We start from the raw sequence: 25,069 nt of genomic DNA, 5'->3' as shown, positions 1-25,069 counted from the left end.
GCTACGACTTCGAGCCGAGCGTCTTTATCGCCTCGTCGGTGGAAGAATCGGTCTGCCGCACCAGCGCGGCGGTGTTCTCGAAGGCTCGCTGAACCATGATCAGCCGGGTCATTTCCAGCACCGGATTGACGTTGGATTCCTCGACGAAACCTTGCGCTATGCCGACATCGGAACGGTCGGTGACTGGTTCGGGCGTGCGTGCGGGCACAATGCCGGAATTGCCGTAGCGAACGAAATTCTGGCCCGGATCGAAATTGTAGAGGCCGATCGAGCCGACGAGCTGTTCGTTCTGGCGCAGCGAGCCGTCGGCGCCGGCCTTGGGCGGGCCGTTGCGAGGATCGAGCTGGATCGGCGCCCCGCCGGCGTCGAGCACCGGGTGGCCCTCGACCGACATCAGCTCGCCATTCTCGTTCATCGAGAAGCGGCCGTCGCGGGTCATGACGGTGCCTGCCGGCGTGTCGATGGCGAACCAGGCGTCGCCCTGGATGGCGAAATCGAACGGGTTGCCGGTTTCCGTCATGGCACCGTGAGCCCCCGACAGATAGGTCTTGCCGGAGGAAGCGAACGATACCGACTTCTGCCCTGCACCCGACACCACGTCCTCGAACTTCACGCCGGTGGCGCGAAAGCCGACGGTGCTCGCGTTGGCGACATTGTCGGCGATCGTATCGAGCCGGCGCTCGAGGGCCATCTGAGCGGAGAGGGCGACGTAGAGACTGTCTCGCATGATCAGAACTTCAGTTTCTGCATGGCCATCATCAGGTCGGTGGAGATGCCCGATGTGACCGGTTTGGCGAAGAGCACGCTGATCGATGTCACGGCCGTCGAGGTCGGATTGTTGATCTCGTACATGCTGGTGAAGCGGGTCAGGAACTTGTTGAGTTTCACGGGATCCGTGAAATCCGAGATGTCGAGCTTCTGCTCGAACAGTTGCGCCTGCTTGTCGATGTCGGCGGTGGCGAAGGAATCGGGCAGCCCCAACGCGGTTCGCACCACGCTGGCCAGCGCGGTGTCGGCCAGCACGTCGTACCAACTGGTGATGTCAGGAGCCTTGCGCTGAAAATAGAGCGCCAGCCGCACTCCCTCATTGGTCTGGCCGGCATCTTCCTCCAGCGTCTGGCGCATGTACTTGTCGACAGTCGGTTGCTGCGCCGGATTGATGGTGGTGGCGTTCTCGCCGTACTGCTCGAAGTTGAAAGCCGAGGCCAGTGCCGCGTAAGCCGGATTCGTCTGTTTGTTGGCGACGCTGTCGGGATCGCGCACGCCGCCTTGCAGGACCTGCTTGATGAGGTCCTTGTCCTCGGTCGCCGAATCGAGACCGAACGCCGCCAGGGCATAGGTGTAAAGCCGGCTGTTGCCCATCAGATCGTCGACGGACTTCACCTTGGTGATGTTGGCGAGATAATACGCCGTCTCGCCCTTCACATAGTCTGAATTCGGATCGAGGCCTGCGATTTGCGCCTGCGTGGCATAGTTCTTCGTCACCAGTTGCTGGGCCTTGTTGTAGATCGTCGCGTCGGCGCCGTTGGCAGCGAAGTTGAAGGCCCCGACGAACGCGGCGTAGCGCTTGTCGGTCAGCTTGTTCGCGAAACTGTCGGGATTGGCGACGCCTTCCTTGAGCGCCTTGATCATGAACGCCTTGGCGTAGTCCATGTTCTCCAGCCCGTAGGCCTTCATGGCATATTTGAACAAGCGGTCGTTCTTGACGAAATCGTCGATCGATTTCACCTTGGTGATGTTGGCGAGGTAATATTGAGTATCGCGATCGACCGTCGGCTGCTGCTCGATGCGGTCGATCGACTTGTTGATGTCTCTGGTGATCAACTGGTAGCTGGTATAGGTACTGAGCAAGGACGCGCCTCCGGCCGAAGCTATGCCAGCACAATAAGCTCACTTCCTTGCGCGAAACTGAATCGCCAACTTTCGGTTCATGGCGGCTCGGATTCAAGCCTCACACAAGGCACGGGGGCTATCCCTTCTCCGACGTGAAATGCGGAAGGACCGGTCGTGGGCATTCTGATTGGACTTGTGGTGACGCTTGGCTGCGTCCTTGGCGGCTTCATGGCCATGGGCGGGCATCTGCACGTGCTGGTGCAGCCATGGGAAGCCGTGGTCATCTGCGGTGCCGCGCTCGGCACTTTCCTGGTCGCCAATCCGATGAAGACCGTCAAGGATACCGGCAAAGGCATACTGGAGGCCTTCAAACAGGCTGTGCCGAAGGAGCAGGACTATCTGGAAACCCTTGGCGTGCTGCACAGCCTGATGCGCGAGCTGCGCGCCAAGTCGCGCAGCGAGGTCGAGGCGCATATCGACAATCCGGAGGAATCGGCGATCTTCCAGGCCTTTCCGACCGTGCTCAAGAACCACGATTTGATGAATTTCATCTGCGACTACTGCCGCATCATCATCATCGGCAACGCCCGCTCACATGAAATCGAGGCGCTGATGGACGAGGAAATCCAGACCATCAAGTCCGACAAGATGAAGGCCTATCACGCGCTGGTCGCGGTTGGCGACGGCCTGCCGGCGCTCGGCATCGTCGCCGCCGTGCTCGGCGTGGTCAAGGCGATGGGTGCGCTTGACCAGTCGCCGGAAATCCTCGGCGGCCTGATCGGCGCGGCGCTGGTCGGCACTTTCCTCGGCATCTTCCTGTCCTACGCGGTGGTCGGACCTGTCGCCACCAAGATCAAGACGGTGCGCGAGAAGAAGAACCGCCTCTACATCATCGTCAAGCAGACGCTGCTCGCCTACATGAACGGCGCGCTGCCGCAGGTGGCGATCGAGTTCGGCCGCAAGACCATCTCCTCCTATGAGCGGCCGAGCATCGACGCCGTCGAACAGAGCACGATGAACACCGGCAGCGCCGAGAAGAAGGCCGCCTGAGCGATGCACGACAGACCGGTGCCAAAACTGTCATGACGAGTCCGGGCAGCCCCTCGCAAGCGCGTTCGTTGATCATCGAGCGTCTGGTCGGCGACAGCGGCGAGGCCGATCAGGTCATCGACGCCGGACGCGCCATGGCCGAACGCGCCGTGCCGCTGCTGCAGAAGGCGATCTCGGGCGAGCTCGGCATTCCCGTAAGCGTCGACCTCAAGGCCGTCGAGGTCAGCCGCGTCCCGGAGGCGCGCTCGCGCGCCGGCGACAATTTCGCCATGACCGTCGTCGGCTCGCCGGCGTCCTCGGACGCGATGACCCTCGTCATAGATGCTCCCGCGATCGCGATCATGGTCTCGACGCTGTTCGGCGGCGACCCGGACATGCCGGTGTCGCCGATCGAGCGCGACCTGTCGTCGATCGAGGCCGATGTCTCGACCATGGTGTTCCAGGAGGTTGCGCAGGCCCTGAACGGATCGGGGCGGCGCTCGCTCGAACTGCGGCTGCCGGCGCCGCGGGCCATGTCGGGCATCGAGGCCAGGCGACACGTGTTGCGCGACGGCGCCGCGATCCGCATCGTCCTCGGCATCTCGACGCCGGTCGACAGCGGCTCGATCACGGTGACGATGCCGCAGCGTATCGTGCTGGCCGGCCGCGACGGGACGGCAAGCGTCAGCGACGACGATCACAGCACCAGCTGGCGGGCACGCTTTTCGGAAGAGGTGATGCGCTCGACCGTGGCGCTCGAAGCCACCATGCCGCTGGCACGGCTGACGCTCGGAGACCTCGCCAATCTCGAAGTAGGCCAGGTCATCGACTTCGAAGAAACGGCGCAATCGCGCGCCCGCCTCGGCGCGCGCGGCCAGACGCTGTTCGTATGCGAGTTCGGCAAACTGGGGCAGAATTACACCGTCCGAATCAGGCATCCTTTCGATGCCGGGCAGGACTTTATCGACGGGCTCATGCCGGCTGGTGCCGGGCGCGCCTGAGCTTTTGGAGACGACGCATGGCCAAGACCAAGGTAGAACCAGAGCTCGACCAGCCGGACGAGCAGCTCGATCGCGCCATCGAGGAATTGCGCGGGGTCCTGCACGAAGAAGAGCAACGCCCTGATGCGGCGTTCAGGGCCGCCGCGGCAGCCAATTCGAGCGTCATCATGAACATCCCAGTCGATGTCCAGATCATTCTCGGCAGCACCGAGATGGCGGTTGCCGATCTGATGGCGCTGCAGAAGGGGTCGACGGTCGCGCTCAACCGCCGCATCGGCGAACCGGTCGACGTGGTGGTGAATGGCCGCAAAATAGCGCGCGGCGAGATCACCGTGCTCGAAAGCGATCCTTCGCGCTTCGGCATCAGGCTGACCGAAATCATCGCCGGCACGAAGGGCGCCTAGACATGGCTGGCGGGGCTTGCCGATGGCAGCGGAGGCGAAAGGCATGACAGCGCCGCTGACGACCCTGACGCGCGCACAGAAGGCGGCAGCCATACTGGTGGCGATGGGCAAACCGTCCGCCAGCCGCCTGTTGAAATTCTTCAAGCAGGAAGAGCTGAAGGCGCTGATCGAGGGCGCCCGGCTGCTCAGGACCATTCCGCAAAGCGATCTCGAGCGCATCGTCGCCGAATTCGAGGCCGAGTTCACCGAGGGCGCGGGCCTGCTCGATTCCGCCGACAGGATGGACACCATCCTCAACGAGTCTCTCTCGCCCGAAGAGATGAACGCCATCATGGGCAACAAGAAGCCCGAGGCGGCACCCGAAGGGCCACCGCCGATCTGGCCCGATCTCGAAAAGCTGGAGCCCTCGCGGCTGGGCGCGTTCCTCGCGGGCGAACATCCGCAGACGGCGGCCATGGTGCTGTCGAAATTGGCGCCACAAGCGGCGGCGAGCGTGCTTTTGACGCTGACGAAGCCGATGCGCGGCGAAATCATCAAGCGCATGGTGACGATGGCCAATGTTCCGGCCGCCGCCACCAGGATCGTCGAGAACCGGCTGCGCGCCAGCGTGCTGTCGGATACCACGACCAAGGATACTTCGGCCGGGCAGGCGCGCGTCGCCAGCGTGCTCAACGAGCTGGAAAAGCCCCTGCTCGATGAGGTCATGCAGGATCTCGAAGCCGCCGGCACGCCCGACCTCGACGGTGTTCGGGCCCGGCTGTTCGCTTTCGACGATTTGCCGCTGCTCACCCAGAAGGCGCGCGTGCTTTTGTTCGACGGGCTGTCGACCGAGCTTGTCACGCTGGCGCTGCGCGGCACGTCGGCGGCACTGGCCGAAGCGGTGCTGTCGGCGATCGGCGCCCGCTCCCGGCGCATGATCGAGGCCGAACTCGGGCAAGGGTCGGAGGGTGTGCCCGCCGCCGACATCATGGCGGCACGCAAGACGATCGTGACGACGACGATCCGGCTGTCGCGCGAAGGCGCCTTCGAACTTCCCTCGACGCAGAACGCCGCCTAAGGCATGTCCGACGCCGTCGACAAGGACTCGAAAACCGAAGAGGCGACGGAAAAGAAGATCCGCGACACCATCGAACAGGGCAAATTGCCCCATTCGAGGGAGACCGCGATCCTGGCCTCCTTTGTCGCCATACTGGTGTTCACGGTCTTTTATGCCAAGGACGCCATCGTCGAGCTCGGCATGTTCCTGTCGATGTTCCTCGAGAAGCCCGAAGCCTGGCCGATGGACACCGAGACCGATGTCATCGCGCTCTACAAGCTCGTCATGCTGGAAGTGGGCCGCGCCGTACTCAGCTTGCTGGTGCTGCTCACCGTTGCCGGCATCGGCGCCTCGGTGCTGCAGAACATGCCGCAATTCGTCGGCGAGCGGATCAGGCCGCAGATGTCACGCATCTCGATCGTCAAGGGCTGGAACCGGATGTTCGGCGCCCAGGGCTGGGTCGAGTTCCTGAAGTCCCTCGCAAAAGTCGGCTTTGCCATCGCCGTGCTCACCTTCACGCTGTCGGAGGATCACCGCAAGCTGCTTGCCGGGATGATCACCAATCCGGTTGCTTTCGGCCTCGTCATCCGCGGCATCGCCGTCGACATACTTGTGGCGATCGTCTTCGTCATGGGACTGATCGCGGCGATCGACATCGTCTGGTCGCGCTTCCACTGGAAGCAGGACCTGCGCATGAGCAAGCAGGAGGTCAAGGACGAGTTCAAGCAGTCCGAGGGCGATCCGATCGTCAAGTCGCGGCTGCGCTCGCTGGCGCGAGACCGGGCGCGCAAGCGGATGATGACGGCGGTGCCGCGCGCGACGCTTGTAATCGCCAACCCGACCCACTTCTCGATCGCGCTGAAATATGTGCGCGACGAGGACTCGGCGCCGCTCGTGGTGGCGAAAGGGCAGGATCTCGTGGCGCTGAAAATCCGCGAGATCGCCAAGGAGCATAACATCCCGATCTTCGAGGACGTGGCGCTCGCCCGCTCCATGTACAAGCAAGTTTCGGTCGATAATGTGATCCCGTCGCAATTCTACCAGGCCGTCGCCGAACTGGTGCGGATCGTCTACTCGAAAAAGGCTGAGCGCAGACAGATTTCATGAACCGCCAACCGCACGCAAAATCCCGCGAGATCATCGTCGCCAGCGCCATCGAGCAGGTGGTGGTGGAACTCAGGCTGATCGACGTCGCCGACTATATCGCCTTCATCCGGCTGGAGCATTTCGCCTGCCTGTCGGATCTGGTCGATTCAGCGGCGGAGCTGTTCTTCATGCCGGGTACGCTGCGGCTCGGCCATGGCGGCGAGGCGCATGTCGACTGGAGCGGCAGCCCACGCATCGTGCTCGACCTGGAGCTCAGGCCACCCGGCGTGACCGTCTATTTCCAACTGACGCTGAGCGAGACCGGCAACACGGTCGTGGTCAATTACGTGTCGTTCGAAAAACCGGGCGAAGACCCCCAGCACAATACGGCGCTGCTGGAGGCGGTGATCGAACAGGCTCGTATCCGCAAGGTCGAACCGCTGGCGTTTTAAAGCGCTTCGGTCAGCCGATAGCGGCTACTCGATAAGTCCCAGCCGCAGCGCCTTGGCGACCGCCTGGTTGCGGTTGACGGCGTTGAGCTTCTGGGTCGACTGGGTGAGGTACTGGTTGGCGGTGTGCACCGACAGTTTCAGGAGCCGCGCGATCTCCTCGCTGGTGTTGCCATTGGCGGTCAGCTTCAGGCATTCGAGCTCGCGCTTGGAGATCGACCGCATTCTGCCGACATCGCCCGGACGCATCCGCGCGACGGCGGCGAACAGCGAAAAGCAGCGAGCGTGGATTTCGTAGAGCGCATCCTGCGGCAGCGCGATCTCCGATCCCAGGAAGACGACAAGGCCGCATTGGCCGCGATCGGCATGGACGGGAAAGGCAATGCCACTCGATCCGGGTGTCAGCGGCGCCATCTGTCCGGTCCAGGCCAGATTGCCGAACATGTCGGCCATCGCCGCCACGCCATCATCCGTCCACCAGCGCGGCTCGGTCGAAATCCGGCTATGGCGAACGATCTCCTCGCCATTGGCGCCTGAAATGAATTTCGACGCCACCGCGACGCTGGGATAATCGGAATCAAAGCACGGGACCAGCCGGGCGCGCTCCGGCGACGGGCTGACGAAGAACAGGCCGAAGGCCGAGGCGTTGATGTCGACTGATATCCAGCGGCAGCGGCGCACCGCATCGGGAATGGTGACGGCGTGATGTGTTTCGGATCCCAGCGAGAAGGCGCCGAAAGGGCTACGCTGCTCGTTGAAAAGGGCTTCCGCGGCGTCCTTGATCTCGGTGTGTTTCAAATGATGCCACTCCTGATCGCCGTGGCGATGGCCATCGCACGGTTGCTGGCCGCGAATTTCTGGATGGCGTGGGTGATGTAGCTGTTGACGGTGTTTGAGGAGACGCCGAGGATGACGGCCACCTCGTCGGTGGTCTTGCCTTCCGAGACCCAGAACAGGCATTCGCGCTCACGGTCCGACAGCGGATCCTGCATGGCCGCGGCGGCGATCAACTGCGGAATGTGCGAGAGCGCGTAGCAGCATTTCAGTTGCGCCTTCATTAGCGCCGGCTGGTCGATCCGGCCGGCGGCCGCCGCCGAGAACAAGGCGAACAGGCGCTGACGGCCGACATTCAGCCGCAGTGAATAGATCTCGGCATGGCCGAGCACGTCGAGCAGCCGGGCCTCTTCACCCGAGACCAGCCCGTCGGCATCCGGCGCCTGGGCCGCCACCAGCGGTGTCGGACGGATACCGGGTGCGGCGGTGAGGGGTCCCTGGGCAAGACCGGCGATCAGCCGCTTGCCGATCAGCTCGATGGCGTCGAAGATCCAGTTCGAGGAGACGATACGCGCATCGTTGCGGTCCTGGTCATGGACGATGGCGACCAGCATGTAGCTGTCGGCGCCGATCTCGGCGGTCAGCTCCATGAAGAAGCTGGTGAGATCACCACGCGACGTCAGGCGCGAGCCCAATGTATCGGATTGAAGAGGCGCGGCGGGACTGCTCATCTGCTGCTTTTGGCCGGAATCGATGCTGATGTCCGGTTGCTGGAGAGCCAGCCGCCGAACCCGAAAACGCATTACTTTTACGAGACACACACGAGGCGCGGGGCCGCGCCCAATCAGACGGAATCCATTCAGGGAACGCGAAGACATCCGCGTCTGGCGCCGGAGAAGTCCGGAACGTGAGACTTTGGGTGGTCGCCGCGCCCCCCGAGGACCGGCTGATTCGGGTCTAATCTACCCGCAGATGAATCCGACATCAAACGCGATTTGACAAAATCGAATCTGGGGGACTCTGCTTGCGACTCAGGGGAGCTTTCGAAGCCATTGAGGCGCGAAAATACCGGGACTGTGCGCGTGGGCCATATCAGCGTCCGGCCCGTTGCGGTAGTTTCGCTCGTGCCGAAGGGGTGGGTACCCCCGGCAGTCGAGCGCAAGGTCGGCAGCGCGGAATGCGGTTGTCCGCTGCGGCGCTACTCGGGTCTTGGCAAGGTTGGTTTCGGGGGAAACAATGAGCGATTCATTTCGGGAAGTTACTTCAATCTCGTGGTTCGGGCGGATCAAGCGCGCGGTCGGCGGGGTTATCTTCGGCCTGCTGTTGATCGTGCTGATGGTGATAGGGCTGTTCTGGAACGAAGGCCGTGCGGTGCAGACGGCGCGCTCGCTGGCCGAGGGCTCTGGTGCCGTGGTCTCGGTGGAGGCTGATAGTTCCGATGCCGCCAATGAAGGCAAACTGGTGCATGTCAGCGGGCCAGTGACGGCGGACAGCAGCTTGTCGGATCCGGATTTCGGCATCACGGCGCAAGGGCTGCGCCTGTCGCGCGGCGTCGAGATGTATCAGTGGAAGGAAGAGTCCAAATCGGAAACCACCAAGAAGCTTGGCGGCGGCGAGGAGACGGAGACGACCTACAGCTATTCGAAGGTGTGGGACGACAGCCAGATCGACTCGTCGGACTTCAAGAAGCCCGACGGCCATCAGAATCCGCCGATGGCGATCCACAGCCGTGCCTTTCAGATTCCACAGGGCAAGCTTGGCGCTTTCGATCTCGATACGCCGGTGCTGGATCGCATCGACGGCGACAAGGGTCTTTCGTTGTCGGCCAGCCAGTCAGCCGCGATCAAGGCCGCCTACACCGGAACGAGGCCGCTCAGCATCGTCGATGGCAAGATCTATCTCGGCAGCGACAACACGACGCCTTCGCTAGGCGACTACCGTATCGGCTACGAGTTGGCGCCGCTCGGCGTGGTCAGCATCGTGGCGCGCCAGGCCGGCAGCCGATTCGAGCCCTACCAGACGCAGGCGGGCGATGCGCTGCTGATGGTCGACACCGGCTCGGTGCCGGCCGACAAGATGTTCGCCGAGGCGGTCAGCGCCAACACGCTGATTACCTGGCTGCTGCGCGTTGCCGGCCTTTTATTGCTGACCATCGGCTTTGCGCTGTTCCTCAGCCCGATCGGCGTGATCCTGGACGTGATCCCGTTCCTTGGCGGCATGGCGCGGATGGGAACCGGCATCATCGCTTTCTTCCTGGCGATCCTGGTCGGCGCCACGACAATCGCGATTGCCTGGTTCTGGTATCGGCCGGTTCTGGCAGCGGCCATCCTGGCGGTCGGCGTCGTCGCGGCGGCGGCGGTCTACTATCTCGGACGATCACGCAGGGCAGCTACGCCAATGGCCGCGCCGAGCACCGGCATCGCAACGTAGCTTGTAAAGAGGGCGGCCGCGCGCCCTTTTACTGTCTGTCGTTGCTCGCCTGGATTTGCTGGCAGTCTTACCGATCCTCGAAGCCGGTCAGCACGCCGACGGCGTTGATGCCGATCTCCTCGACGGCATAGCCGCCTTCCTGGACGAACAGCGTCGGCAGGCCGAGTTTGGCGATGCGCCGGCCGATCTTCGGATAGTCGAGGCTTTTCAGCTTGAACTGGCTGATCGGGTCCTTCTCGAAGGTGTCGACGCCGAGCGAGACGACGACGATGTCGGGCGCGTATGCGGCGAGCCTGGCGCAGGCATCCTCGAGTGAGGCATTCCAGGCATCCCAACCGGTGCCGAAGGGCATGGGATAGTTGATGTTGAAACCTTCGCCCGCGCCCGCGCCGCGCTCATCGGAATGGCCGAGGAAGAAGGGATACTCGACCATCGGATCGCCGTGCAGGTTGAGAACCTGCACGTCGGCGCGATCATAGAATATCTCCTGCGTACCGTTGCCGTGGTGATAATCGACATCGAGGATCGAGACCCGTTTGGCACCCTGGTCACGAAACCATTGCGCGGCGACCGCGGCGTTGTTGATGTAGCAATAGCCGCCCATGAAGCCGGCACCGGCATGGTGGCCGGGCGGACGGCAGAGCGCGAAGGCCGATCTCTCGCCGTCCTTGACCAGGCCGGCTGCGGTCAGCGCCACGTCAAAGGACGATTTGATCGCGGTCCAGGTGCCCTCGACGAAGGTGGCGCCGCCGTCGAAGGAATAGTAGCCGAGCAGGGCATCGATGCGCTTGGGCGGAACGTCGCCGCGCAGGCCGCGCGTCGGCCAGGTGAAGGGCATGGCCGAACCCGTGAAGCCGGATTCCACCCATTGCGGCCAGACGGTTGGCAGGAAGTCGATGTAGTCGGCCCTGTGGACGCGCTTGGCGGAGGCAAGGTCGTGCTCGACCGGCGCTATGATCGGACCGAGTTTCTCGCTTTCGACCCGCGCCTTGATGAACTCCGCGCGCGAGGGCTTTTCAAAGCCGGGCACGATGGCTGAGGTAACCAGTTCCATTTGGCCGGCATGGCCGGCGTGAAGCGGTGAATAGACAGTCTTCATGAAATTCCTCTCAAAGTGCGCAACTAAGGCAATTCCAGGAACGGCGTGAAGCGGCTTTCCGTCCGGAATTGCGTTGAAACCGGTCAGCCAAGATTGAGATAGGGGCTCAGCAGAGCAAGCCACATGGTTTCGACATCGTCCTCGATGAGGTCGAATGTCCTGCGGTCCTTCTTCAGCCCCACGAGCCGGCAGGCATGCCCGACCTCCATCATCACCACCCCGAGCCGGCTGGCGATCTTGCCTTCGAGTGCCGGGTTCACATGCTGCAGCCATGCGGCATAGAGGGCGATGATCTGGTCGTCATATTCGTTCTGGATCGGCCGCAGGTCCGCATTGCCCGAGATGGCCTCGATCACCGGCATCAGGGTGGCGTTTTCGAGATAGAGCTTCGATGTGTCGATGAAGAGCTTGCGCACTTCCCGCCGGAACTCTTCGCGGCTGGTGGGCGGGGCGACCTTGATGCGCCTCGCGATCACCTCGGGAAAGGATGACAGCCAGCGCCGGGCGAGATCCAGAAGAATGGCTTCCTTGTTTGGAAAGTACTGGTAGATCGAGCCGACCGACAGCCCCGCGCGCTGCGCGATGGCGAGCGTCGTCGGCGTCTTGGTTCCTTGCTCCCGCGTCAGGATCAGCGCCGCGTCGAGAATCCTGTCGACCACCTTGCTGGACCGCTGTTGCCGCGGCTGCTTGCGCGGCTCGAGCGCTATCCTGGTTTTGCGGTCGAGACTGCGCTTCACTGCTTGATGCCCTCGTTCCCGCCTGGTCCCAACACAAGCGAAGCGCTTCTGTCCACAACACATTCCAAATCCGGCATGTTGACAAACGCGAATAATCAGTCGCATTCTTTATCCACGCTGTCTCTTGGGATAACAAGGGGAATTTCGAAGACAGCGCACTGGCATCATTCGTTGTCCGATAGCGCCGCGCCGTGGTGTGCAGGTCGTTGGACGCGAGCTTTGCCGGTCTCGGTCAGTCGTCAAAAAACGCGGAGTCGCGATGTCGGTCACGGGTGCGGGTGATGGTGCGGATCTGATTGTCGTCAACGGCCGTGTGCTGACCATGGACGGTGACAATCCCGCCGCCGAGGCCGTTGCCGTAAAGGACGGCGCCATCATCGCCCTTGGCAGCAGCACCGCCATCGAAGAGTTCAAGGGATCGGGTACCAAGGTCATCGACGCCAAGGGCGGTTCGGTGATCCCGGGCTTCATCGAAGCGCATATGCATCTTTTCGGCGGCGCGGCGGAACTCGACAATCTGCACCTGGCGGGCGTGCGTGGCTTCGATGCCTTGCGCGATTCGATCCAGGCCTACGCCGCCAAGCGGCCGAATGCCAAATTGCTGGTGGGCGCCGGCGTCGACTATGCGATCCTGCCCGAGCCGGTTACGCGCCACCATCTCGACCGCATCATTGCCGACCGTCCCTTCGCCATGTCGGCCTCCGACCATCACACCATGTGGGCGAACACCAAGGCGCTGGAAGAGGCCGGCCTGCTGCACGGCAAGCAAGTGGGGCCGGGCAACGAGATCGTCATGGGCGCCGATGGACTGGCGTCGGGCGAATTGCGCGAAGGCGAGGCGTTCGGTCCGATCCTGGAGTTCTACGGTCAGAACCGGACGCGGCTCGGGCTGGCGGGCGAGGAACCGCACCCTTATCCGTCCGCCGACGAACTCGCGGCCGACCGCGACCTGATGCATCGCGGGCTGGAATGGTGCGCCCGCCATGGCATCACCTCGATCCAGAACATGGACGGCAACCTTTACCAGCTTGAACTGCTTGCCGGCCTCGAACAGGAAGGGCGGCTCTTGTGCCGTACGCAAATTCCTTTCCACTTCAAGAACTTCATGGGTCTCGACGCGCTTGAAAAAGCATCGATGATGGCTTCGACCTACAAATCGGAGTGGCTGTCGTCGGGCATGGTCAAGGTGTTCTACGACGGCGTGCTCGATTCATGGACGGCGGTGATGGTCGAGCCCTATGCGGATCGTCCGGACTGGGTCGGCGAGCCGCTGTTTTCGCCCGAGCATTTCGCGCAAGTGGCGGTGGAGGCTGATCGTCGCGGCCTGCAGATCGCGGTGCATTCGATCGGCGACGGCGCCGTGCGCGCCGTGCTCGACGGCTATGAGGCGGCGCGGAAGGCAAATGGCAAGCGTGACAGCCGGCATCGCATCGAGCACATCGAAGTGACCACTGAGGCCGACGTGCCGCGCTTTGCCGAACTCGACGTCATCGCATCGATGCAGCCGCCGCATCCGCCAGGCGCCCTGAACTTTCCGCTCGAACCGACGCTGTCACGCATCGGGCGCAAGAAATGGCCGCTGAGCTACGCCTGGCGGACGCTGAAGACGGCCGGCGCGCGCGTCGTGTTCGCTTCGGACTGGCCGGTGTCGCCCGTCGATCCGATCCTGGGCATTCAAGCGGCAGTGCTGCGCAGACCATGGGCAGAAGGCGATCCCGACCAGAGTTTCTCGCTGCAGGAGTCGCTTGCGGCCTATACGGTGGAGGGTGCCTATGCCGAATTCGCCGAGAATCGCAAAGGTCGCCTGAAGCCGGGCTATCTGGCCGATCTGGTGGTGCTCTCGGCCGATATCGAGAAGACGGCGCCTGAAGCGCTGCATACGGTTCGGCCAGTGACGACGATCTGCGGCGGCAAGGTGACATACCAAGCCTGACGGTGGCATGGGAATTGCCTTCTGAATCCAGGTTCAGTTACGCAGTTGCCAAGCTGGCCGCCATGTGATGACAATCGAACAGGAACGAAACCTGCCGCAAAGAGCAGGCTTTCTCAATGGGGTAATCGTGCCGGAACAACCGGGTAAGAATGCGATCGAAGTCCGTCGTGTGCGCAAGGTTTTCGGCACGGGGGAGGCGCAAGTCGCCGCGCTGGACACTGTGTCCGTCTCAATCCGCGAAAATGAGTTTTTCACGCTGCTGGGGCCTTCCGGCTGCGGCAAGACGACGCTTCTACGGCTGATAGCCGGCTTCGATTTCCCAAGCGCCGGCGAAATCCTGCTCCATGGCCACGACATCGCGCCGCTGCCGCCGTTCAAGCGGCCGGTCAACACCGTCTTCCAGTCCTATGCGCTGTTCCCCCACATGACGGTCGCCGACAATATCGGCTTTGGCCTGGAAATGCTGGGCAAGCCGAAGGCCGAGATCAAGGCGCGCGTCGGCGAGATGCTGAAGCTGGTCAAGATGGAGGCGCTCAGCGGCCGCCGCACCAGCCAGATCTCCGGCGGCCAGCAGCAGCGCGTGGCGCTGGCCAGGGCACTGGCGCCGCAGCCCAAGGTGCTGCTGCTCGACGAACCCTTGTCGGCGCTCGACTACAAGCTGCGCAAGGAGATGCAGATCGAGCTGAAGCGGCTGCAGAACGAGACCGGCATCACCTTCATCTTCGTCACCCACGACCAGGAAGAAGCGCTGACGATGTCCGACCGCATCGCGGTGATGTCGGCCGGCAAGATCCTGCAGGTCGGCTCGCCGCACGACATCTACGACCGCCCGGCCGAGCGCTTCGTCGCCGACTTCATCGGCGAAACCAATTTCCTGAAGGGCACCGTCGTGTCGAAGAAATCCGGTGTCGCCACCGTAAAGATCGCTTCCGACGCGATGGTGGCGGCGGGGTTCCCCGACAGCTTCGAACCTTCCGGGGAGGTGACGGTCGTGGTGCGGCCCGAACATGCGGATCTGATTGCCGATGCGGCCAAGGGCACGGTCGCCGGAACTTTGTCCAACGTCGTCTACTTCGGCACCGACACCCACTACCACGTGAAGCTGGATGGCGGTGACGATTTCATCGTGCGCCATCAGAACAGCCGGTCGAGCGCGGTGGCATTCGAGCCGGGCGCCAAGGTCGGTATCGTTTTCGAGGATGGCGGCGCGCGGATATTGAGGGACTGATGACAAACGCTGTTTCCCAGGCCGCGTTGTTCGAAGCCAAGGCGGCACGGACTGCCAGCCGCCGCCACCGCCTGCTGTCGATGCCGGCGCTGATCATCATCGGCGTGTTCGGCGTGCTGCCGCTGCTGATCATCTGCATCTATTCGTTTCTCGCGGCCGCGCCCTATGGCGGCGTGCAGTGGAAGTTTTCGACGGACGCCTATCTGAACTTCCTGTTTCAGCGCGATATTTTCGACGACACGCTGCAGTTCACGCCGGATTTCCTGATCATCTACCTGCGCTCGTTCCTGTTTGCGGTGGTGACGACGGTCATCTGCCTGCTGCTTGGTTTTCCAACCGCCTATTTCATGGCGACGCGAACCCCGGCGCAGCGTAACTGGTGGGTGCTGCTGATCACCATTCCGTTCTGGTCGAACCTGTTGGTGCGTACGCTGGCCATCATGTTCATCATTCGCGATGAAGGCCTGATCAACGATGTGCTGATGGGGCTTGGCGTGATCGAAAAGCCGATCACCATGCTCTACACCAATTTCGCCATTCAGCTCGGCCTGCTGTATTCGTTTCTGCCGTTCATGATCCTGCCGCTCTATGCCAGCCTGGAGAAGCTCGATTTCAGGCTGGTCGAGGCCGCCAACGACCTCTACGCGACACGCCGGCAAGTTCTCTGGCGGGTGATCATTCCGCTGTCGCTGCCGGGCATCATCGCAGGCTGCCTGCTCGTCTTCATTCCGGCTCTCGGAGCCTATGTGACGCCGCTGATCCTTGGCGGCGGTATCCACCTGATGATCGGCGATCTCATCGCCCAGCAGTTCGGCTCCGGGCGCAACTGGCCGCTTGGCTGTGCCCAGGCGCTGATCCTGATGGCCGCGGTGCTGGTAGCCCTCTACTTCTACGTCCGCAACACGTCGGGGAAGATCCAGCATGGCTGACCCCCGCACGATCGACATCAAGGACCAGCCGGGTTTCCGCACGATCGCCATCATCTGCGTTGGCGTGCTCTACGTGCCGATCCTGATCCTGATGGTGTTTTCGTTTAACACGGGTTCGCTGGTAACCCATTGGGAAGGCGTCGGCCTGACCTGGTACGGCAGTGCGCTGCTCAACGAGGAATTCCACGCAGCCGCCGAAAACACGCTGATCATCTCGGTGAGCGCAACGATCATTTCGACGATATGCGCCACGCTGGCGGCGATCGGCATGACACGGGTGAAGCCGTGGCGGGGGCTCTCGGCTGCCTTCATGGTGATCAATCTGCCGTTGATGGTCCCCGAGATCATCACGGCGGTGGCGACCTTGTCCTTCTTCGCCTTGATCGCCGGGGCCTTCGGGCTGAATTTCGGCATCGGCAACCTGATCCTTGCCCATACGGTGTTTTGCATTCCTTTCGCCTACATGCCGATCCGGGCGCGTCTCGAGGACATGGATCTGACGCTCGAATCCGCGGCGGCCGATCTCTATGCCACGCCGTGGCATGCCTTTCGGCGCATCACGCTGCCCCTGCTCGTTCCCGGCATTCTGTCGGGTGCCGCACTGGCCTTCATCGTATCCTTCGACGATTTCACCATCACGCAGCTCGTCGCGGGACCCGGACAGACGACGCTGCCTCTCTACATCTGGAACCAGATCAGGCGACCGATGACGCCGGAGATCAACGCCATCTCCACGATCCTGCTGCTGGTCTCGATCCTCTTCGTCTCGGTGTCGTTCCTCATCGCGCGCAGACGCTCCAAATGATGGCGCGCCAACTGAATAAATGGGTAGGCAAAAAGGAGAACATAAAATGTCTAGAAAACTGATGGCGGCCGTTTCGACGGCCGTGCTTTTGTGGGCAGTGCCCGCGCTCGCCGACGGCGAACTGCACATCTACAATTGGGGCGACTACACCAACCCCAAACTCATCGAAAAGTTCGAGAAGCAGTACAACGTCAAGGTGACGCTGGACGACTATGATTCCAACGAAACCATGCTGTCCAAGGTGCGCGCCGGCAATTCCGGCTACGACATCGTGGTGCCGTCGGACTACACCGTGAAGATCATGGTCGACGAGGGCCTGCTCGAAAAGACCGAGCCCAACGCAATGCCGAACGGCAAGAACATCGACCCGCGCTTCGTCGACATCTACTGGGACAAGGGCCGCCACTACACCGCGCCGTGGCAGTTCGGCACCACGACATTCTCGGTCAACATGGACAAGTTCAAGGGCGACATCGACACGCTGGCGATCCTCTTCGACCCGCCCGCCGAGTTGAAGGGCCAGATCAACATGCTCGACGACGTCAACACCGTCATGCACGCAGCCGAGCGCTATGCCGGCGTGCCACGCTGCGGTGCCGACAAGGCCAATCTGAAAAAGATCAACGACATCCTGACGGCGGCGAAGCCATCCTGGAAGACCTTCAGCTATGACACGATCACCAAGATCACCTCGGGCGACGTGATCGTGACCGAACAGTGGAACGGTGCGACCTATCGCTCGCGCCAGAAGATCCCGGCAATCAAATATGCCTATCCGAAGGAAGGCATCGAGGGCTGGATGGACAATGTGGCGGTGCTGAAGGGCGCGAAGAACCTCGAAAACGCCAAGCTGTTCCAGGATTTCATCATGGCTCCGGAAAACGCGGCGCTGATCTCCGAGTTTGCCGGCTATGACAATGGCATTGCCGGCAGCCACAAGTTCCTGTCGCCCGACTTTGCCAACTCGCCGGAGATCAACCCGCCGGCCGGCGCTCCGGCCGCGGAATTCGTACCGCCATGCCCGCCGGAAGTGGTGGAGATCTACAACAAGATCTGGACCAACCTGCGCAAGTAGCGTCGGTAAAAATCCAGCGGAAGGGGGGCTTCGGCCTCCCTTCTTCGCGCTTACGGGAGGAGGTTCGATGACGTCCTATCGCAATTCCGATCCGCGGCCGCCGATCATGCAGGGTTCGCCGCCCGCCATGGCGCCCCCCAAGCTCGACTGGGACAGGCCGCCCTGGAACCGCTGGGCTTTCCAGCACATCAGGGAAATTCTGCCGACCGCCGAAGTATGGCGCGGCAATGGCCATAGGCATCGTCTCGAACGGGCCGAGGTCGATCTCGACGCGCTGGTTGTCAAGGACAGCGAGGGCAGGCCTTCGACGCTCGCCGGCTTGCTCGACGAGACCTATACGGACGGCTTCCTGGTGCTCAAGGACGGCAGGATAGCCTATGAGCGCTACTTCAACGGTATGACCGAGCGCACGCTGCATTTGTCGCAGTCGATGGCGAAGTCCGTCACCGGCTCGGTATTCGGCATATTGGCCGGGCGGGGCCTGATCGATCCGGCGAAGCCGGTGACGGACTACCTGTCGGAACTCAACGCGACCGGCTGGGCCGGTGCCTGCGTCCAGCATGTGCTTGATATGACCACCGGCGTGCGGTTCTCAGAGGAATACACCGACCGCTATTCCGACATCGGCCAGGTCGATGTCGCCACCGGCTGGAAGCCGGTGCCGCCGGGCAGCGATCCGGATTTCCGCTGGCCCTCGCACATGTTCGAGCTGATCCTGGGCTTGAAAGAGACGGTGCGCCCGCATGGGGCTGCGTTCGAATATCGCTCGATCGAGACGGATGTGCTCGCCTTCATCATGGAACGGGTGACGGGCAAGCGGCTGGCGCAGCTGGTTTCCGAGGAACTCTGGCAAAAGCTCGGTGCCGACGAAAGCGCCTGCTTCACCGTCGACGGCGCCGGCTATGCGCTGGCCGATGGCGGCTTCAACGCGACGCTGCGCGACTACGCCCGCTTTGGCCAGCTGATCCTCGACAATGGCGGCGGCATCGTGCCGGCCGACTGGATCGAGGCGACGCGCACTGGCAAGCATGGTCCGGATTTCTCCGCCAGCCTGCCCGAGGGCAGCTATCGCAACCAGTTCTGGATCGAGGATCCCAACTCGCGCGCACTGATGTGCCGGGGCGTGTTTGGACAGTTGATCCATATCGACTGGAACACAGGAATGGTGGTGGTGAAGCTGTCGACCTACCCGGATTTCAGCAACATGGCCTATTCCGTGGCAACGCTGAAGGCCGTGCACGCCATCGCAGCGGCGCTTAGCTGAGCTTCAAGAACAATGGACTGATAGGAAACGCGATGGCAGGCAAGACCGCGTTCGAGACACGATACGGATTCGGCCGTAACGAGGTGCTGCTCGCCAACTGGCGCGTGGCCCCGTTCAACCGGTGGTCATTCCAGAACCTCGGCGAACTGGTGCCGACGGCACGCGTGGCAGCGGCGCCGGGCGTCATCGAGGCTCCTGTGCGGGACTTGGGCGGCTTGCTCGGGGAAAAGGTCACGGTCGCGAGCGCGCCGGAGACGGTGGCCGAGTTTCTCGTCCGCTCCAGCACCGACGCATTGACGGTGATGAAAGGCGGCAAGATCATTGGTGACTGGTTCGCGCCGCATATGGAGTTCGGCGCGCGTCACATCATCTTCTCGATCAGCAAGTCGGTGACCGCGATCATCGCCGGCATACTGGAAGACGAGGGGGTGTTCGACCCTGAAGCGCCGGTGACGCAATACATCCCCGAAGCCGCCGGCTCGGCCTATGGCGATGCAAGCGTGCGGAATGTGCTCGACATGAGCGTCAGCCTCGATTTCGAGGAGGCCTATCTCGATCCGGAAAGCGCCTTTGTCCGCTATCGCCGCGCGACGCTGTGGAACCCTGGCGGCGGCACCGAAAGCCTGCGCGAATTCATCCAGACCCTGCAGCGGCTTGCCGAGCCGCATGGCCAGACCTTCCGCTACCGTTCGCCGAATTCCGACCTGCTCGGCCTTCTCTTGGAACGCGCTTCAGGGCAGCGCTTCTGCGACTTGATGCGCGAAAAACTGTGGCTGCCGCTTGGGGCCGTCAGCGAGGCCTCCGTCGGTGTCGACATGGAAGGCACGGCACGTACCGCAGGCGGCATTTCGGTGACGCCGCGTGACCTGGCGCGCATCGGCGAGATGATGCGGCAAGGCGGCAAGGCCAATGGCCGCCGCATCGTGCCCGAGGCCTGGGTGCGCGACACCACCAGCACCGGCGGCAGCTCGGAAGCCTGGCAGCGCGGTGCCATGCTGCCGCTGTTCCCGAAAGGCCGTTACCGCAACAAATGGTATCAGACCGGTTTGGAAAATGGCGCCTATTGCGGCATCGGCATCCATGGCCAGTGGCTCTACGTCGATCCCAGGACCGAAGTGGTCATCGCCAAGATGTCGTCGCAGCCGGAGCCGGTCGACGATGCACTGGACCTCGAAATCGTTGCCTTTTTCGAAGTGCTGAGCCGCATGGTCTGACCAGCCCGGACAATCCAATCGCCCGCGCTTTCCTGTGGACCTCCGCCGCCGTTGAAAACGCGGTGGTTGGCGGACCTGATCTCTGCGCCTATGGTCGCCGCTCTTTTCGACGAGAGTGGGAACGACATGGCATCCGACATCAAGCGCATCGCAGCCATCATCGCAGCCGAAATCAAGGCGCGGCCCGAACAGGCGGCCGCGGCGATCGGACTGCTCGATGAGGGGGCGACGGTGCCGTTCGTGGCGCGCTACCGCAAGGAGGTGACCGGCGGGCTGGACGACACGCAGCTGCGCGACCTTGCCGAGCGTCTCGTCTATCTGCGCGAACTCGACGCCCGCCGCGACACCATCCTGGGTTCGATCCGCGAGCAAGGCAAGCTTACGCCAGACCTCGAAGCGAAGATCGGGGCGGTGGCCACAAAGGCGGAGCTCGAAGACATCTACCTACCCTACAAGCCGAAGCGCCGCACCAAGGCCGAGATCGCCAGGGAGCGCGGGCTGGGGCCGCTCGCCGAAGCCATTCTCAACGACCGCTCATTGGTGCCCGCGGAAGTCGCGCTCGCCTATGTCACCGAAGAGGTGGCCGATGCCAAGGCGGCGCTCGATGGCGCGCGCGACATCCTGTCGGAGCAGTTCTCCGAAAATGCCGATCTGGTCGGCAAGCTGCGCGGCTACATGAAGGAGCGCGCTTTCCTGCGCGCCAGGGTGGTCGACGGCAAGCAGGAGGCCGGCGCGAAATTCTCGGACTATTTCGACCATGTCGAGCGTTGGTCCACGGCGCCAAGCCACCGCGCGCTGGCCATGCTGCGCGGCCGCAAGGAAGAGGTGCTGTCGCTCGATATCGAGGTCGACGCCGACGATGCCTCACCGGTGAAGCCGGTCGAGCGGATGATCGCCAATGCCTACGCCATCGGCGCCAGCCTACCGGGCGACCGCTGGCTCATGGAGGTCGCCGGCTGGACCTGGCGGATAAAACTGTCGTTGCACCTGACGCTCGATCTGATGCGCGACCTGCGCGAGCGGGCCGAGGAAGAGGCGATCCATGTCTTTGCCCGCAACCTGAAGGATTTGCTGCTGGCGGCTCCCGCCGGCTCGCGGCCGACGATGGGGCTCGATCCCGGCATCCGCACCGGCGTCAAGGTTGCGGTGGTCGACGGCACCGGCAAGCTGCTGGCGACGACGACGGTCTATCCGTTCCCGCCGCGGAACGATGTGCGTGGTACGCAGGCCGAGCTTGCCGCGCTGATCCGCCAGCACAAGGTCGAGCTGATCTCGATCGGCAACGGCACCGGCAGCCGCGAAACGGAGAAGCTGGTGGCGGACATGCTGTCGGACATGCCAGCGGGGCCAGGCCCGAAGCCGCTCAAGGTTATCGTCAGCGAGGCGGGTGCCTCGGTCTATTCGGCCTCAGCGACGGCGGCGGCCGAATTTCCCGGCCTCGACGTGTCGCTGCGCGGCGCGGTGTCGATCGCGCGGCGCCTGCAGGATCCGCTGGCTGAGCTGGTCAAGATCGAGCCGAAATCCATCGGTGTCGGCCAGTATCAGCACGATGTCGACCAGTACCGGCTCGGCCGCTCGCTGGAGGCTGTCGTCGAGGACGCCGTCAACGCGGTCGGCGTCGACCTCAACACCGCCTCGGCACCGTTGCTGGCGCGCGTTTCGGGCCTCGGCGCGTCGCTTGCCGAGGCGATCGTCGCGCATCGCGATGCGACCGGCCCGTTCGCCAGCCGCAAGGACCTGCTGAAGGTGGCGCGGCTTGGGCCGCGCGCGTTCGAACAGTCCGCCGGCTTCCTGCGCATTGCCAATGGCAGCGAGCCGCTCGATGCCTCGTCGGTGCATCCGGAAGCCTATGGTGTGGCCAAGAAGATCGTCGCCGCCTGCGGCCGCGATGTGCGTTCGCTGATGGGCGACAGCGCCGCGCTGAAGGCGCTCGACCCGCGCGTCTTCGTCGACGAGCGTTTCGGCCTGCCGACGGTGCGCGATATTCTTGCCGAGCTGGAAAAGCCCGGCCGCGACCCGCGCCCCGGCTTCAAGACGGCTACCTTCGCCGATGGCATCGACGACATCAAGGATTTGAAGCCCGGCATGCTGCTGGAAGGCACTGTCACGAATGTCGCAGCGTTCGGCGCCTTCGTCGATATCGGCGTCCACCAGGACGGGCTGGTGCATGTCTCGCAACTGGCTGACCGTTTCATCAAGGACGCGCATGAGGTGGTCAAGGCGGGCGACGTGGTGAAGGTGCGCGTCGTCGATGTCGACATCAAGCGCAAGCGCATCGCGCTCTCCATGCGTAGGGATGCCGGCGAGGGCGGCGCGCCGAGGAGCGGGCCGCGCGACAATGGCGGCGGCAGGCCGGCGCCACGCTCGCCGGCGCCGCAGCGCCAGCCCGAGCGGCCGGCACAGCAAGGTGCGTTCGGCGCCGCGCTGGCGGACGCGCTGAAGCGGAAATAGCTACCACGCCAGAACAGCCGGCTCCTTCTCGAGCTGGCCCAGCAACCAGTCTCGAAAGCTGGCAACCGGTGGATAGCCGCGCTTGTCGTGGGGAATGACGAGGTAATAGGCGCTGCGGCTTTGCATCGGCTGGCCGGGCGCGGGCACAAGCTGGCCGCGCTGTAATTCGCCAGCGATGAGGAGCAGCGGCAACAGCGCCACGCCGAGCCCCGCCATGCAGGCCTGGGCGGCGGTGCCGAACTGCTCGAACTGCATGCCCGGCCCGGTCGGCGCGCTCAGTCCCTGATGCTCGAACCATTCCGTCCAGGCGCCGGGGCGCGTCGTCATGTGCAGCAGCGGCAAACGACCGATGTCGGACGGCGTGGCGATGGCGCGGCCGGCGAGGAACTCGGGCGACACCACCGGTGCCACCGTCTCACGCACCAGCAGTGTCGAATCGGCGTCCGGCCAGTCCGGCAGGCCGTAGTGGATGGCTGCATCCAACCTCTCCCTGGCGAAGTCGAACCGGCCGACGCGCGTGACGAAGTTGATGGTGATGTCGGGATTGCTTTCGACGAAATTGGGGATCATCGGCATCAGCCAGCGCGTGCCGAAGGTCGGCAATATGGCCAGGTTCAGGATGCCGCTATGCCGATTGCTCATCAATCCAAGCGCTGCGTCGCGCAATTGGCCAAGCGCCGAACGTACCGCCTCGGCGTAGATTTCGCCTGCCGTCGACAGGCGGACGTTGCGGCTGTCGCGCTCGAACAATCGGCGGCCGAACTGATCTTCCAGCAAGCTGATCTGCCGGCTGACGGCACCTTGGGTTAGATCCAGTTCCTGGGCGGCGGCGGTGAAACTGCCAAGCCGGGCCACCGCCTCGAAGGCGGCAAGGGCGCTGATGTTGGGCAGAAGGCGACGCTGGACACTCATGATCCATTCCTACCGCTCATTGATCGGTGAAGCAATTTCGTTTGATTTTTTCAGGCCACGGGCCGATAAGCCGGGCTTCACCCTTCTGAGGATCAAGCCATGGCCGCCGACAAGAATGCATTCGTCTGGGAAGATCCGTTCCTGATCGAGGGGCAGCTTTCGGAAGACGAACGCATGGTGCGCGACGGCGCGGCGGCCTTTGCCGCCGACAAGCTCGCGCCGCGCATCGAGGAGGCGTATCTCAACGAGACTTTCGACACGGCGATCTTCCGCGAGATGGGCGAGGCTGGCCTGCTCGGCATCAATATCCCGGAGGAGTTCGGTGGCCTCGGCGCCAACTATGTGACCTACGGGCTGGTGGCGCGGGAAGTCGAACGCGTCGATTCCGGCTATCGCTCGATGATGTCGGTGCAGTCATCGCTGGTGATGTATCCAATCTACGCCTATGGCTCGGATGAACAACGCAAGAAGTACCTGCCGAAGCTCGCCAGCGGCGAATGGATCGGCTGCTTCGGTCTGACCGAGCCGGATGCCGGCTCCGACCCCGGCGGCATGAAGACGCGCGCGGAAAAGACCGCCAGCGGCTACAAGCTGACCGGCTCCAAGATGTGGATTTCCAATGCGCCGGTCGCCGATGTGTTCGTCGTCTGGGCGAAGTTGAAGGGCGAGAACGGCAAGGACGAGATTCGCGGTTTCGTGCTGGAAAGAGGCATGAAGGGGCTGTCGGCGCCGAAGATCGGCGGCAAGCTGTCACTGCGGGCGTCGATCACCGGTGAAGTGGTGATGGAAGGCGTCGAGGTCGGCGAGGAAGCACTGCTGCCCAACGCCAAGGGGCTCGGCGGACCGTTCGGTTGCCTCAACCGGGCCCGTTACGGCATCTCATGGGGCTCGATGGGCGCGGCGGAAGATTGCTGGCATCGCGCTCGCCAGTATGGGCTGGACCGCAAGCAGTTCGGCAAGCCGCTGGCCGGCACGCAACTCTACCAGAAGAAGCTCGCCGATATGCAGACCGAGATCGCTTTGGGGCTGCAGGCTTCGTTGCGCGTCGGGCGTCTGCTTGACGAAGGCAAAATGGCGCCGGAAATGATCTCGATCGTCAAGCGCAACAATTGCGGCAAGGCGCTCGACATCGCCCGCCAGGCTCGCGACATGCATGGCGGCAACGGCATCCAGATCGGCTACCATGTCATGCGCCACGCGCAGAATTTGGAGACCGTCAACACCTATGAGGGCACGCATGACGTGCACGCACTGATCCTGGGACGGGCGCAGACGGGGATACAGGCGTTCTTCTAAGGGTTTGATAGCCGTTTAATTTAGGTGCACCGCAACATCCGCTTGGAGAATGGCGGCCGGATGTGTCAGGGTTCAGCGAAATCG

23 protein-coding genes are annotated in these 25,069 nt (G+C 63.1%); 16 read left to right on the top strand and 7 right to left on the bottom strand.

Annotated features, from left to right (window positions below; translation table 11 throughout):
• Position 1: 1 nt before the first annotated feature.
• Positions 2 to 727, bottom strand: a complete 726-nt coding sequence (gene flgF / locus O7A60_RS09365; protein WP_337105992.1) for a flagellar basal-body rod protein FlgF — start codon at positions 725 to 727, stop codon at positions 2 to 4.
• Positions 728 to 729: 2 nt separating this feature from the next.
• A complete protein-coding gene (locus O7A60_RS09360) occupies positions 730 to 1,851 on the bottom strand; it encodes a DUF1217 domain-containing protein (protein WP_337105991.1) in 1,122 nt (373 codons plus the stop codon).
• A 156-nt stretch (positions 1,852 to 2,007) separates the two neighbouring features.
• Between O7A60_RS09360 and motA the strand changes: the two genes are divergently transcribed.
• From motA to O7A60_RS09330, 6 genes are read left to right on the top strand one after another with little or no spacing between them, the layout of a single operon-like run.
• The gene (gene motA / locus O7A60_RS09355) at positions 2,008 to 2,883 is read left to right on the top strand and encodes a flagellar motor stator protein MotA (RefSeq protein WP_027144743.1); all 876 of its coding nucleotides are present in this window, start codon (positions 2,008 to 2,010) and stop codon (positions 2,881 to 2,883) included.
• Positions 2,884 to 2,915: 32 nt separating this feature from the next.
• Positions 2,916 to 3,863 carry a FliM/FliN family flagellar motor switch protein gene (locus O7A60_RS09350; RefSeq protein WP_337105990.1) on the top strand — a complete coding sequence of 316 codons (948 nt, stop codon included), beginning with the start codon at positions 2,916 to 2,918 and terminating at the stop codon, positions 3,861 to 3,863.
• A gap of 17 nt (positions 3,864 to 3,880) precedes the next feature.
• Positions 3,881 to 4,267: a flagellar motor switch protein FliN gene (gene fliN / locus O7A60_RS09345; RefSeq protein ID WP_027144741.1), complete on the top strand. Its 387-nt coding sequence runs from the start codon at positions 3,881 to 3,883 to the stop codon at positions 4,265 to 4,267.
• Positions 4,268 to 4,310: 43 nt separating this feature from the next.
• Positions 4,311 to 5,324, top strand: a complete 1,014-nt coding sequence (locus O7A60_RS09340; RefSeq protein ID WP_337105989.1) for a flagellar motor switch protein FliG — start codon at positions 4,311 to 4,313, stop codon at positions 5,322 to 5,324.
• 3 nt (positions 5,325 to 5,327) lie between these two features.
• Positions 5,328 to 6,410 (top strand): flagellar biosynthesis protein FlhB, encoded by a 1,083-nt coding sequence (gene flhB / locus O7A60_RS09335; RefSeq protein ID WP_027144739.1) that lies wholly within the window; start codon positions 5,328 to 5,330, stop codon positions 6,408 to 6,410.
• Entirely contained in the window at positions 6,407 to 6,841 is a 435-nt protein-coding gene (locus O7A60_RS09330; RefSeq protein ID WP_027144738.1) for a hypothetical protein, read from the top strand. Before flhB ends, O7A60_RS09330 begins: the two co-directional genes overlap by 4 nt.
• 24 nt (positions 6,842 to 6,865) lie before the next feature.
• Here O7A60_RS09330 and O7A60_RS09325 read toward each other — a convergent pair whose 3' ends face one another.
• Together O7A60_RS09325 and O7A60_RS09320 are read right to left on the bottom strand one after the other, a co-directional pair.
• Positions 6,866 to 7,636 carry a helix-turn-helix transcriptional regulator gene (locus O7A60_RS09325; RefSeq protein ID WP_140712694.1) on the bottom strand — a complete coding sequence of 257 codons (771 nt, stop codon included), beginning with the start codon at positions 7,634 to 7,636 and terminating at the stop codon, positions 6,866 to 6,868.
• Positions 7,633 to 8,343 carry a helix-turn-helix transcriptional regulator gene (locus O7A60_RS09320; RefSeq protein WP_027144736.1) on the bottom strand — a complete coding sequence of 237 codons (711 nt, stop codon included), beginning with the start codon at positions 8,341 to 8,343 and terminating at the stop codon, positions 7,633 to 7,635. Before O7A60_RS09320 ends, O7A60_RS09325 begins: the two co-directional genes overlap by 4 nt.
• Before the next feature lie 505 nt (positions 8,344 to 8,848).
• Here O7A60_RS09320 and O7A60_RS09315 point away from each other — a divergent pair.
• The gene (locus O7A60_RS09315; protein ID WP_337105987.1) at positions 8,849 to 10,042 is read left to right on the top strand and encodes a TMEM43 family protein; all 1,194 of its coding nucleotides are present in this window, start codon (positions 8,849 to 8,851) and stop codon (positions 10,040 to 10,042) included.
• A gap of 67 nt (positions 10,043 to 10,109) precedes the next feature.
• On the opposite strand, the gene O7A60_RS09310 is transcribed toward O7A60_RS09315, so the two are convergent.
• On the bottom strand, positions 10,110 to 11,141 hold the full coding sequence (locus O7A60_RS09310) for a histone deacetylase family protein (protein WP_337105986.1): 1,032 nt from the start codon (positions 11,139 to 11,141) through the stop codon (positions 10,110 to 10,112).
• A gap of 83 nt (positions 11,142 to 11,224) precedes the next feature.
• Positions 11,225 to 11,878, bottom strand: coding sequence for a TetR/AcrR family transcriptional regulator (locus O7A60_RS09305; RefSeq protein WP_337105985.1), 654 nt, complete (start codon positions 11,876 to 11,878; stop codon positions 11,225 to 11,227).
• 259 nt (positions 11,879 to 12,137) lie between these two features.
• Between O7A60_RS09305 and O7A60_RS09300 the strand changes: the two genes are divergently transcribed.
• The 8 genes from O7A60_RS09300 to O7A60_RS09265 all read left to right on the top strand — a co-directional run bounded on the left by O7A60_RS09300 (position 12,138) and on the right by O7A60_RS09265 (position 22,777).
• A complete protein-coding gene (locus O7A60_RS09300) occupies positions 12,138 to 13,811 on the top strand; it encodes an amidohydrolase (protein WP_337105984.1) in 1,674 nt (557 codons plus the stop codon).
• A 127-nt stretch (positions 13,812 to 13,938) separates the two neighbouring features.
• Positions 13,939 to 15,039, top strand: a complete 1,101-nt coding sequence (locus O7A60_RS09295) for an ABC transporter ATP-binding protein (protein WP_337106060.1) — start codon at positions 13,939 to 13,941, stop codon at positions 15,037 to 15,039.
• A complete protein-coding gene (locus O7A60_RS09290; protein WP_051442737.1) occupies positions 15,039 to 15,968 on the top strand; it encodes an ABC transporter permease in 930 nt (309 codons plus the stop codon). Before O7A60_RS09295 ends, O7A60_RS09290 begins: the two co-directional genes overlap by 1 nt.
• Positions 15,961 to 16,773 carry an ABC transporter permease gene (locus O7A60_RS09285; RefSeq protein ID WP_337105983.1) on the top strand — a complete coding sequence of 271 codons (813 nt, stop codon included), beginning with the start codon at positions 15,961 to 15,963 and terminating at the stop codon, positions 16,771 to 16,773. The genes O7A60_RS09290 and O7A60_RS09285 overlap by 8 nt, the downstream gene beginning before the upstream one ends.
• A 46-nt stretch (positions 16,774 to 16,819) precedes the next feature.
• Entirely contained in the window at positions 16,820 to 17,848 is a 1,029-nt protein-coding gene (locus O7A60_RS09280) for an extracellular solute-binding protein (protein ID WP_027144728.1), read from the top strand.
• Between the two features lie 67 nt (positions 17,849 to 17,915).
• On the top strand, positions 17,916 to 19,112 hold the full coding sequence (locus O7A60_RS09275; RefSeq protein ID WP_337105982.1) for a serine hydrolase domain-containing protein: 1,197 nt from the start codon (positions 17,916 to 17,918) through the stop codon (positions 19,110 to 19,112).
• Between the two features lie 32 nt (positions 19,113 to 19,144).
• Positions 19,145 to 20,326: a serine hydrolase domain-containing protein gene (locus O7A60_RS09270; protein ID WP_337105981.1), complete on the top strand. Its 1,182-nt coding sequence runs from the start codon at positions 19,145 to 19,147 to the stop codon at positions 20,324 to 20,326.
• A gap of 126 nt (positions 20,327 to 20,452) precedes the next feature.
• Positions 20,453 to 22,777: a Tex family protein gene (locus tag O7A60_RS09265; protein ID WP_337105980.1), complete on the top strand. Its 2,325-nt coding sequence runs from the start codon at positions 20,453 to 20,455 to the stop codon at positions 22,775 to 22,777.
• On the opposite strand, the gene O7A60_RS09260 is transcribed toward O7A60_RS09265, so the two are convergent.
• Positions 22,778 to 23,689 (bottom strand): LysR family transcriptional regulator, encoded by a 912-nt coding sequence (locus O7A60_RS09260; RefSeq protein ID WP_337105979.1) that lies wholly within the window; start codon positions 23,687 to 23,689, stop codon positions 22,778 to 22,780.
• Between the two features lie 99 nt (positions 23,690 to 23,788).
• Between O7A60_RS09260 and O7A60_RS09255 the strand changes: the two genes are divergently transcribed.
• On the top strand, positions 23,789 to 24,985 hold the full coding sequence (locus tag O7A60_RS09255; protein WP_337105978.1) for an acyl-CoA dehydrogenase: 1,197 nt from the start codon (positions 23,789 to 23,791) through the stop codon (positions 24,983 to 24,985).
• Positions 24,986 to 25,069: the final 84 nt, after the last annotated feature.

The sequence above is a fragment of the Mesorhizobium salmacidum (SeqCode) genome (genome assembly GCF_037179605.1).
Classification (GTDB): Bacteria; Pseudomonadota; Alphaproteobacteria; order Rhizobiales; family Rhizobiaceae; genus Mesorhizobium; species Mesorhizobium salmacidum.
Note: the sequence above shows the minus strand (reverse complement) of the source record. Positions and strands in the feature narration are given on the sequence as shown.

Coding starts and splice junctions, on each gene's coding strand:
- flgF (WP_337105992.1), bottom strand. CDS start 727: ATGCGAGACAGTCTCTACGTCGCCCTCTCCGCTCAGATGGCCCTCGAG.
- O7A60_RS09350 (WP_337105990.1), top strand. CDS start 2,916: ATGACGAGTCCGGGCAGCCCCTCGCAAGCGCGTTCGTTGATCATCGAG.
- fliN (WP_027144741.1), top strand. CDS start 3,881: ATGGCCAAGACCAAGGTAGAACCAGAGCTCGACCAGCCGGACGAGCAG.
- O7A60_RS09340 (WP_337105989.1), top strand. CDS start 4,311: ATGACAGCGCCGCTGACGACCCTGACGCGCGCACAGAAGGCGGCAGCC.
- flhB (WP_027144739.1), top strand. CDS start 5,328: ATGTCCGACGCCGTCGACAAGGACTCGAAAACCGAAGAGGCGACGGAA.
- O7A60_RS09330 (WP_027144738.1), top strand. CDS start 6,407: ATGAACCGCCAACCGCACGCAAAATCCCGCGAGATCATCGTCGCCAGC.
- O7A60_RS09320 (WP_027144736.1), bottom strand. CDS start 8,343: ATGAGCAGTCCCGCCGCGCCTCTTCAATCCGATACATTGGGCTCGCGC.
- O7A60_RS09315 (WP_337105987.1), top strand. CDS start 8,849: ATGAGCGATTCATTTCGGGAAGTTACTTCAATCTCGTGGTTCGGGCGG.
- O7A60_RS09310 (WP_337105986.1), bottom strand. CDS start 11,141: ATGAAGACTGTCTATTCACCGCTTCACGCCGGCCATGCCGGCCAAATG.
- O7A60_RS09300 (WP_337105984.1), top strand. CDS start 12,138: ATGTCGGTCACGGGTGCGGGTGATGGTGCGGATCTGATTGTCGTCAAC.
- O7A60_RS09290 (WP_051442737.1), top strand. CDS start 15,039: ATGACAAACGCTGTTTCCCAGGCCGCGTTGTTCGAAGCCAAGGCGGCA.
- O7A60_RS09285 (WP_337105983.1), top strand. CDS start 15,961: ATGGCTGACCCCCGCACGATCGACATCAAGGACCAGCCGGGTTTCCGC.
- O7A60_RS09280 (WP_027144728.1), top strand. CDS start 16,820: ATGTCTAGAAAACTGATGGCGGCCGTTTCGACGGCCGTGCTTTTGTGG.
- O7A60_RS09275 (WP_337105982.1), top strand. CDS start 17,916: ATGACGTCCTATCGCAATTCCGATCCGCGGCCGCCGATCATGCAGGGT.
- O7A60_RS09270 (WP_337105981.1), top strand. CDS start 19,145: ATGGCAGGCAAGACCGCGTTCGAGACACGATACGGATTCGGCCGTAAC.
- O7A60_RS09265 (WP_337105980.1), top strand. CDS start 20,453: ATGGCATCCGACATCAAGCGCATCGCAGCCATCATCGCAGCCGAAATC.
- O7A60_RS09260 (WP_337105979.1), bottom strand. CDS start 23,689: ATGAGTGTCCAGCGTCGCCTTCTGCCCAACATCAGCGCCCTTGCCGCC.
- O7A60_RS09255 (WP_337105978.1), top strand. CDS start 23,789: ATGGCCGCCGACAAGAATGCATTCGTCTGGGAAGATCCGTTCCTGATC.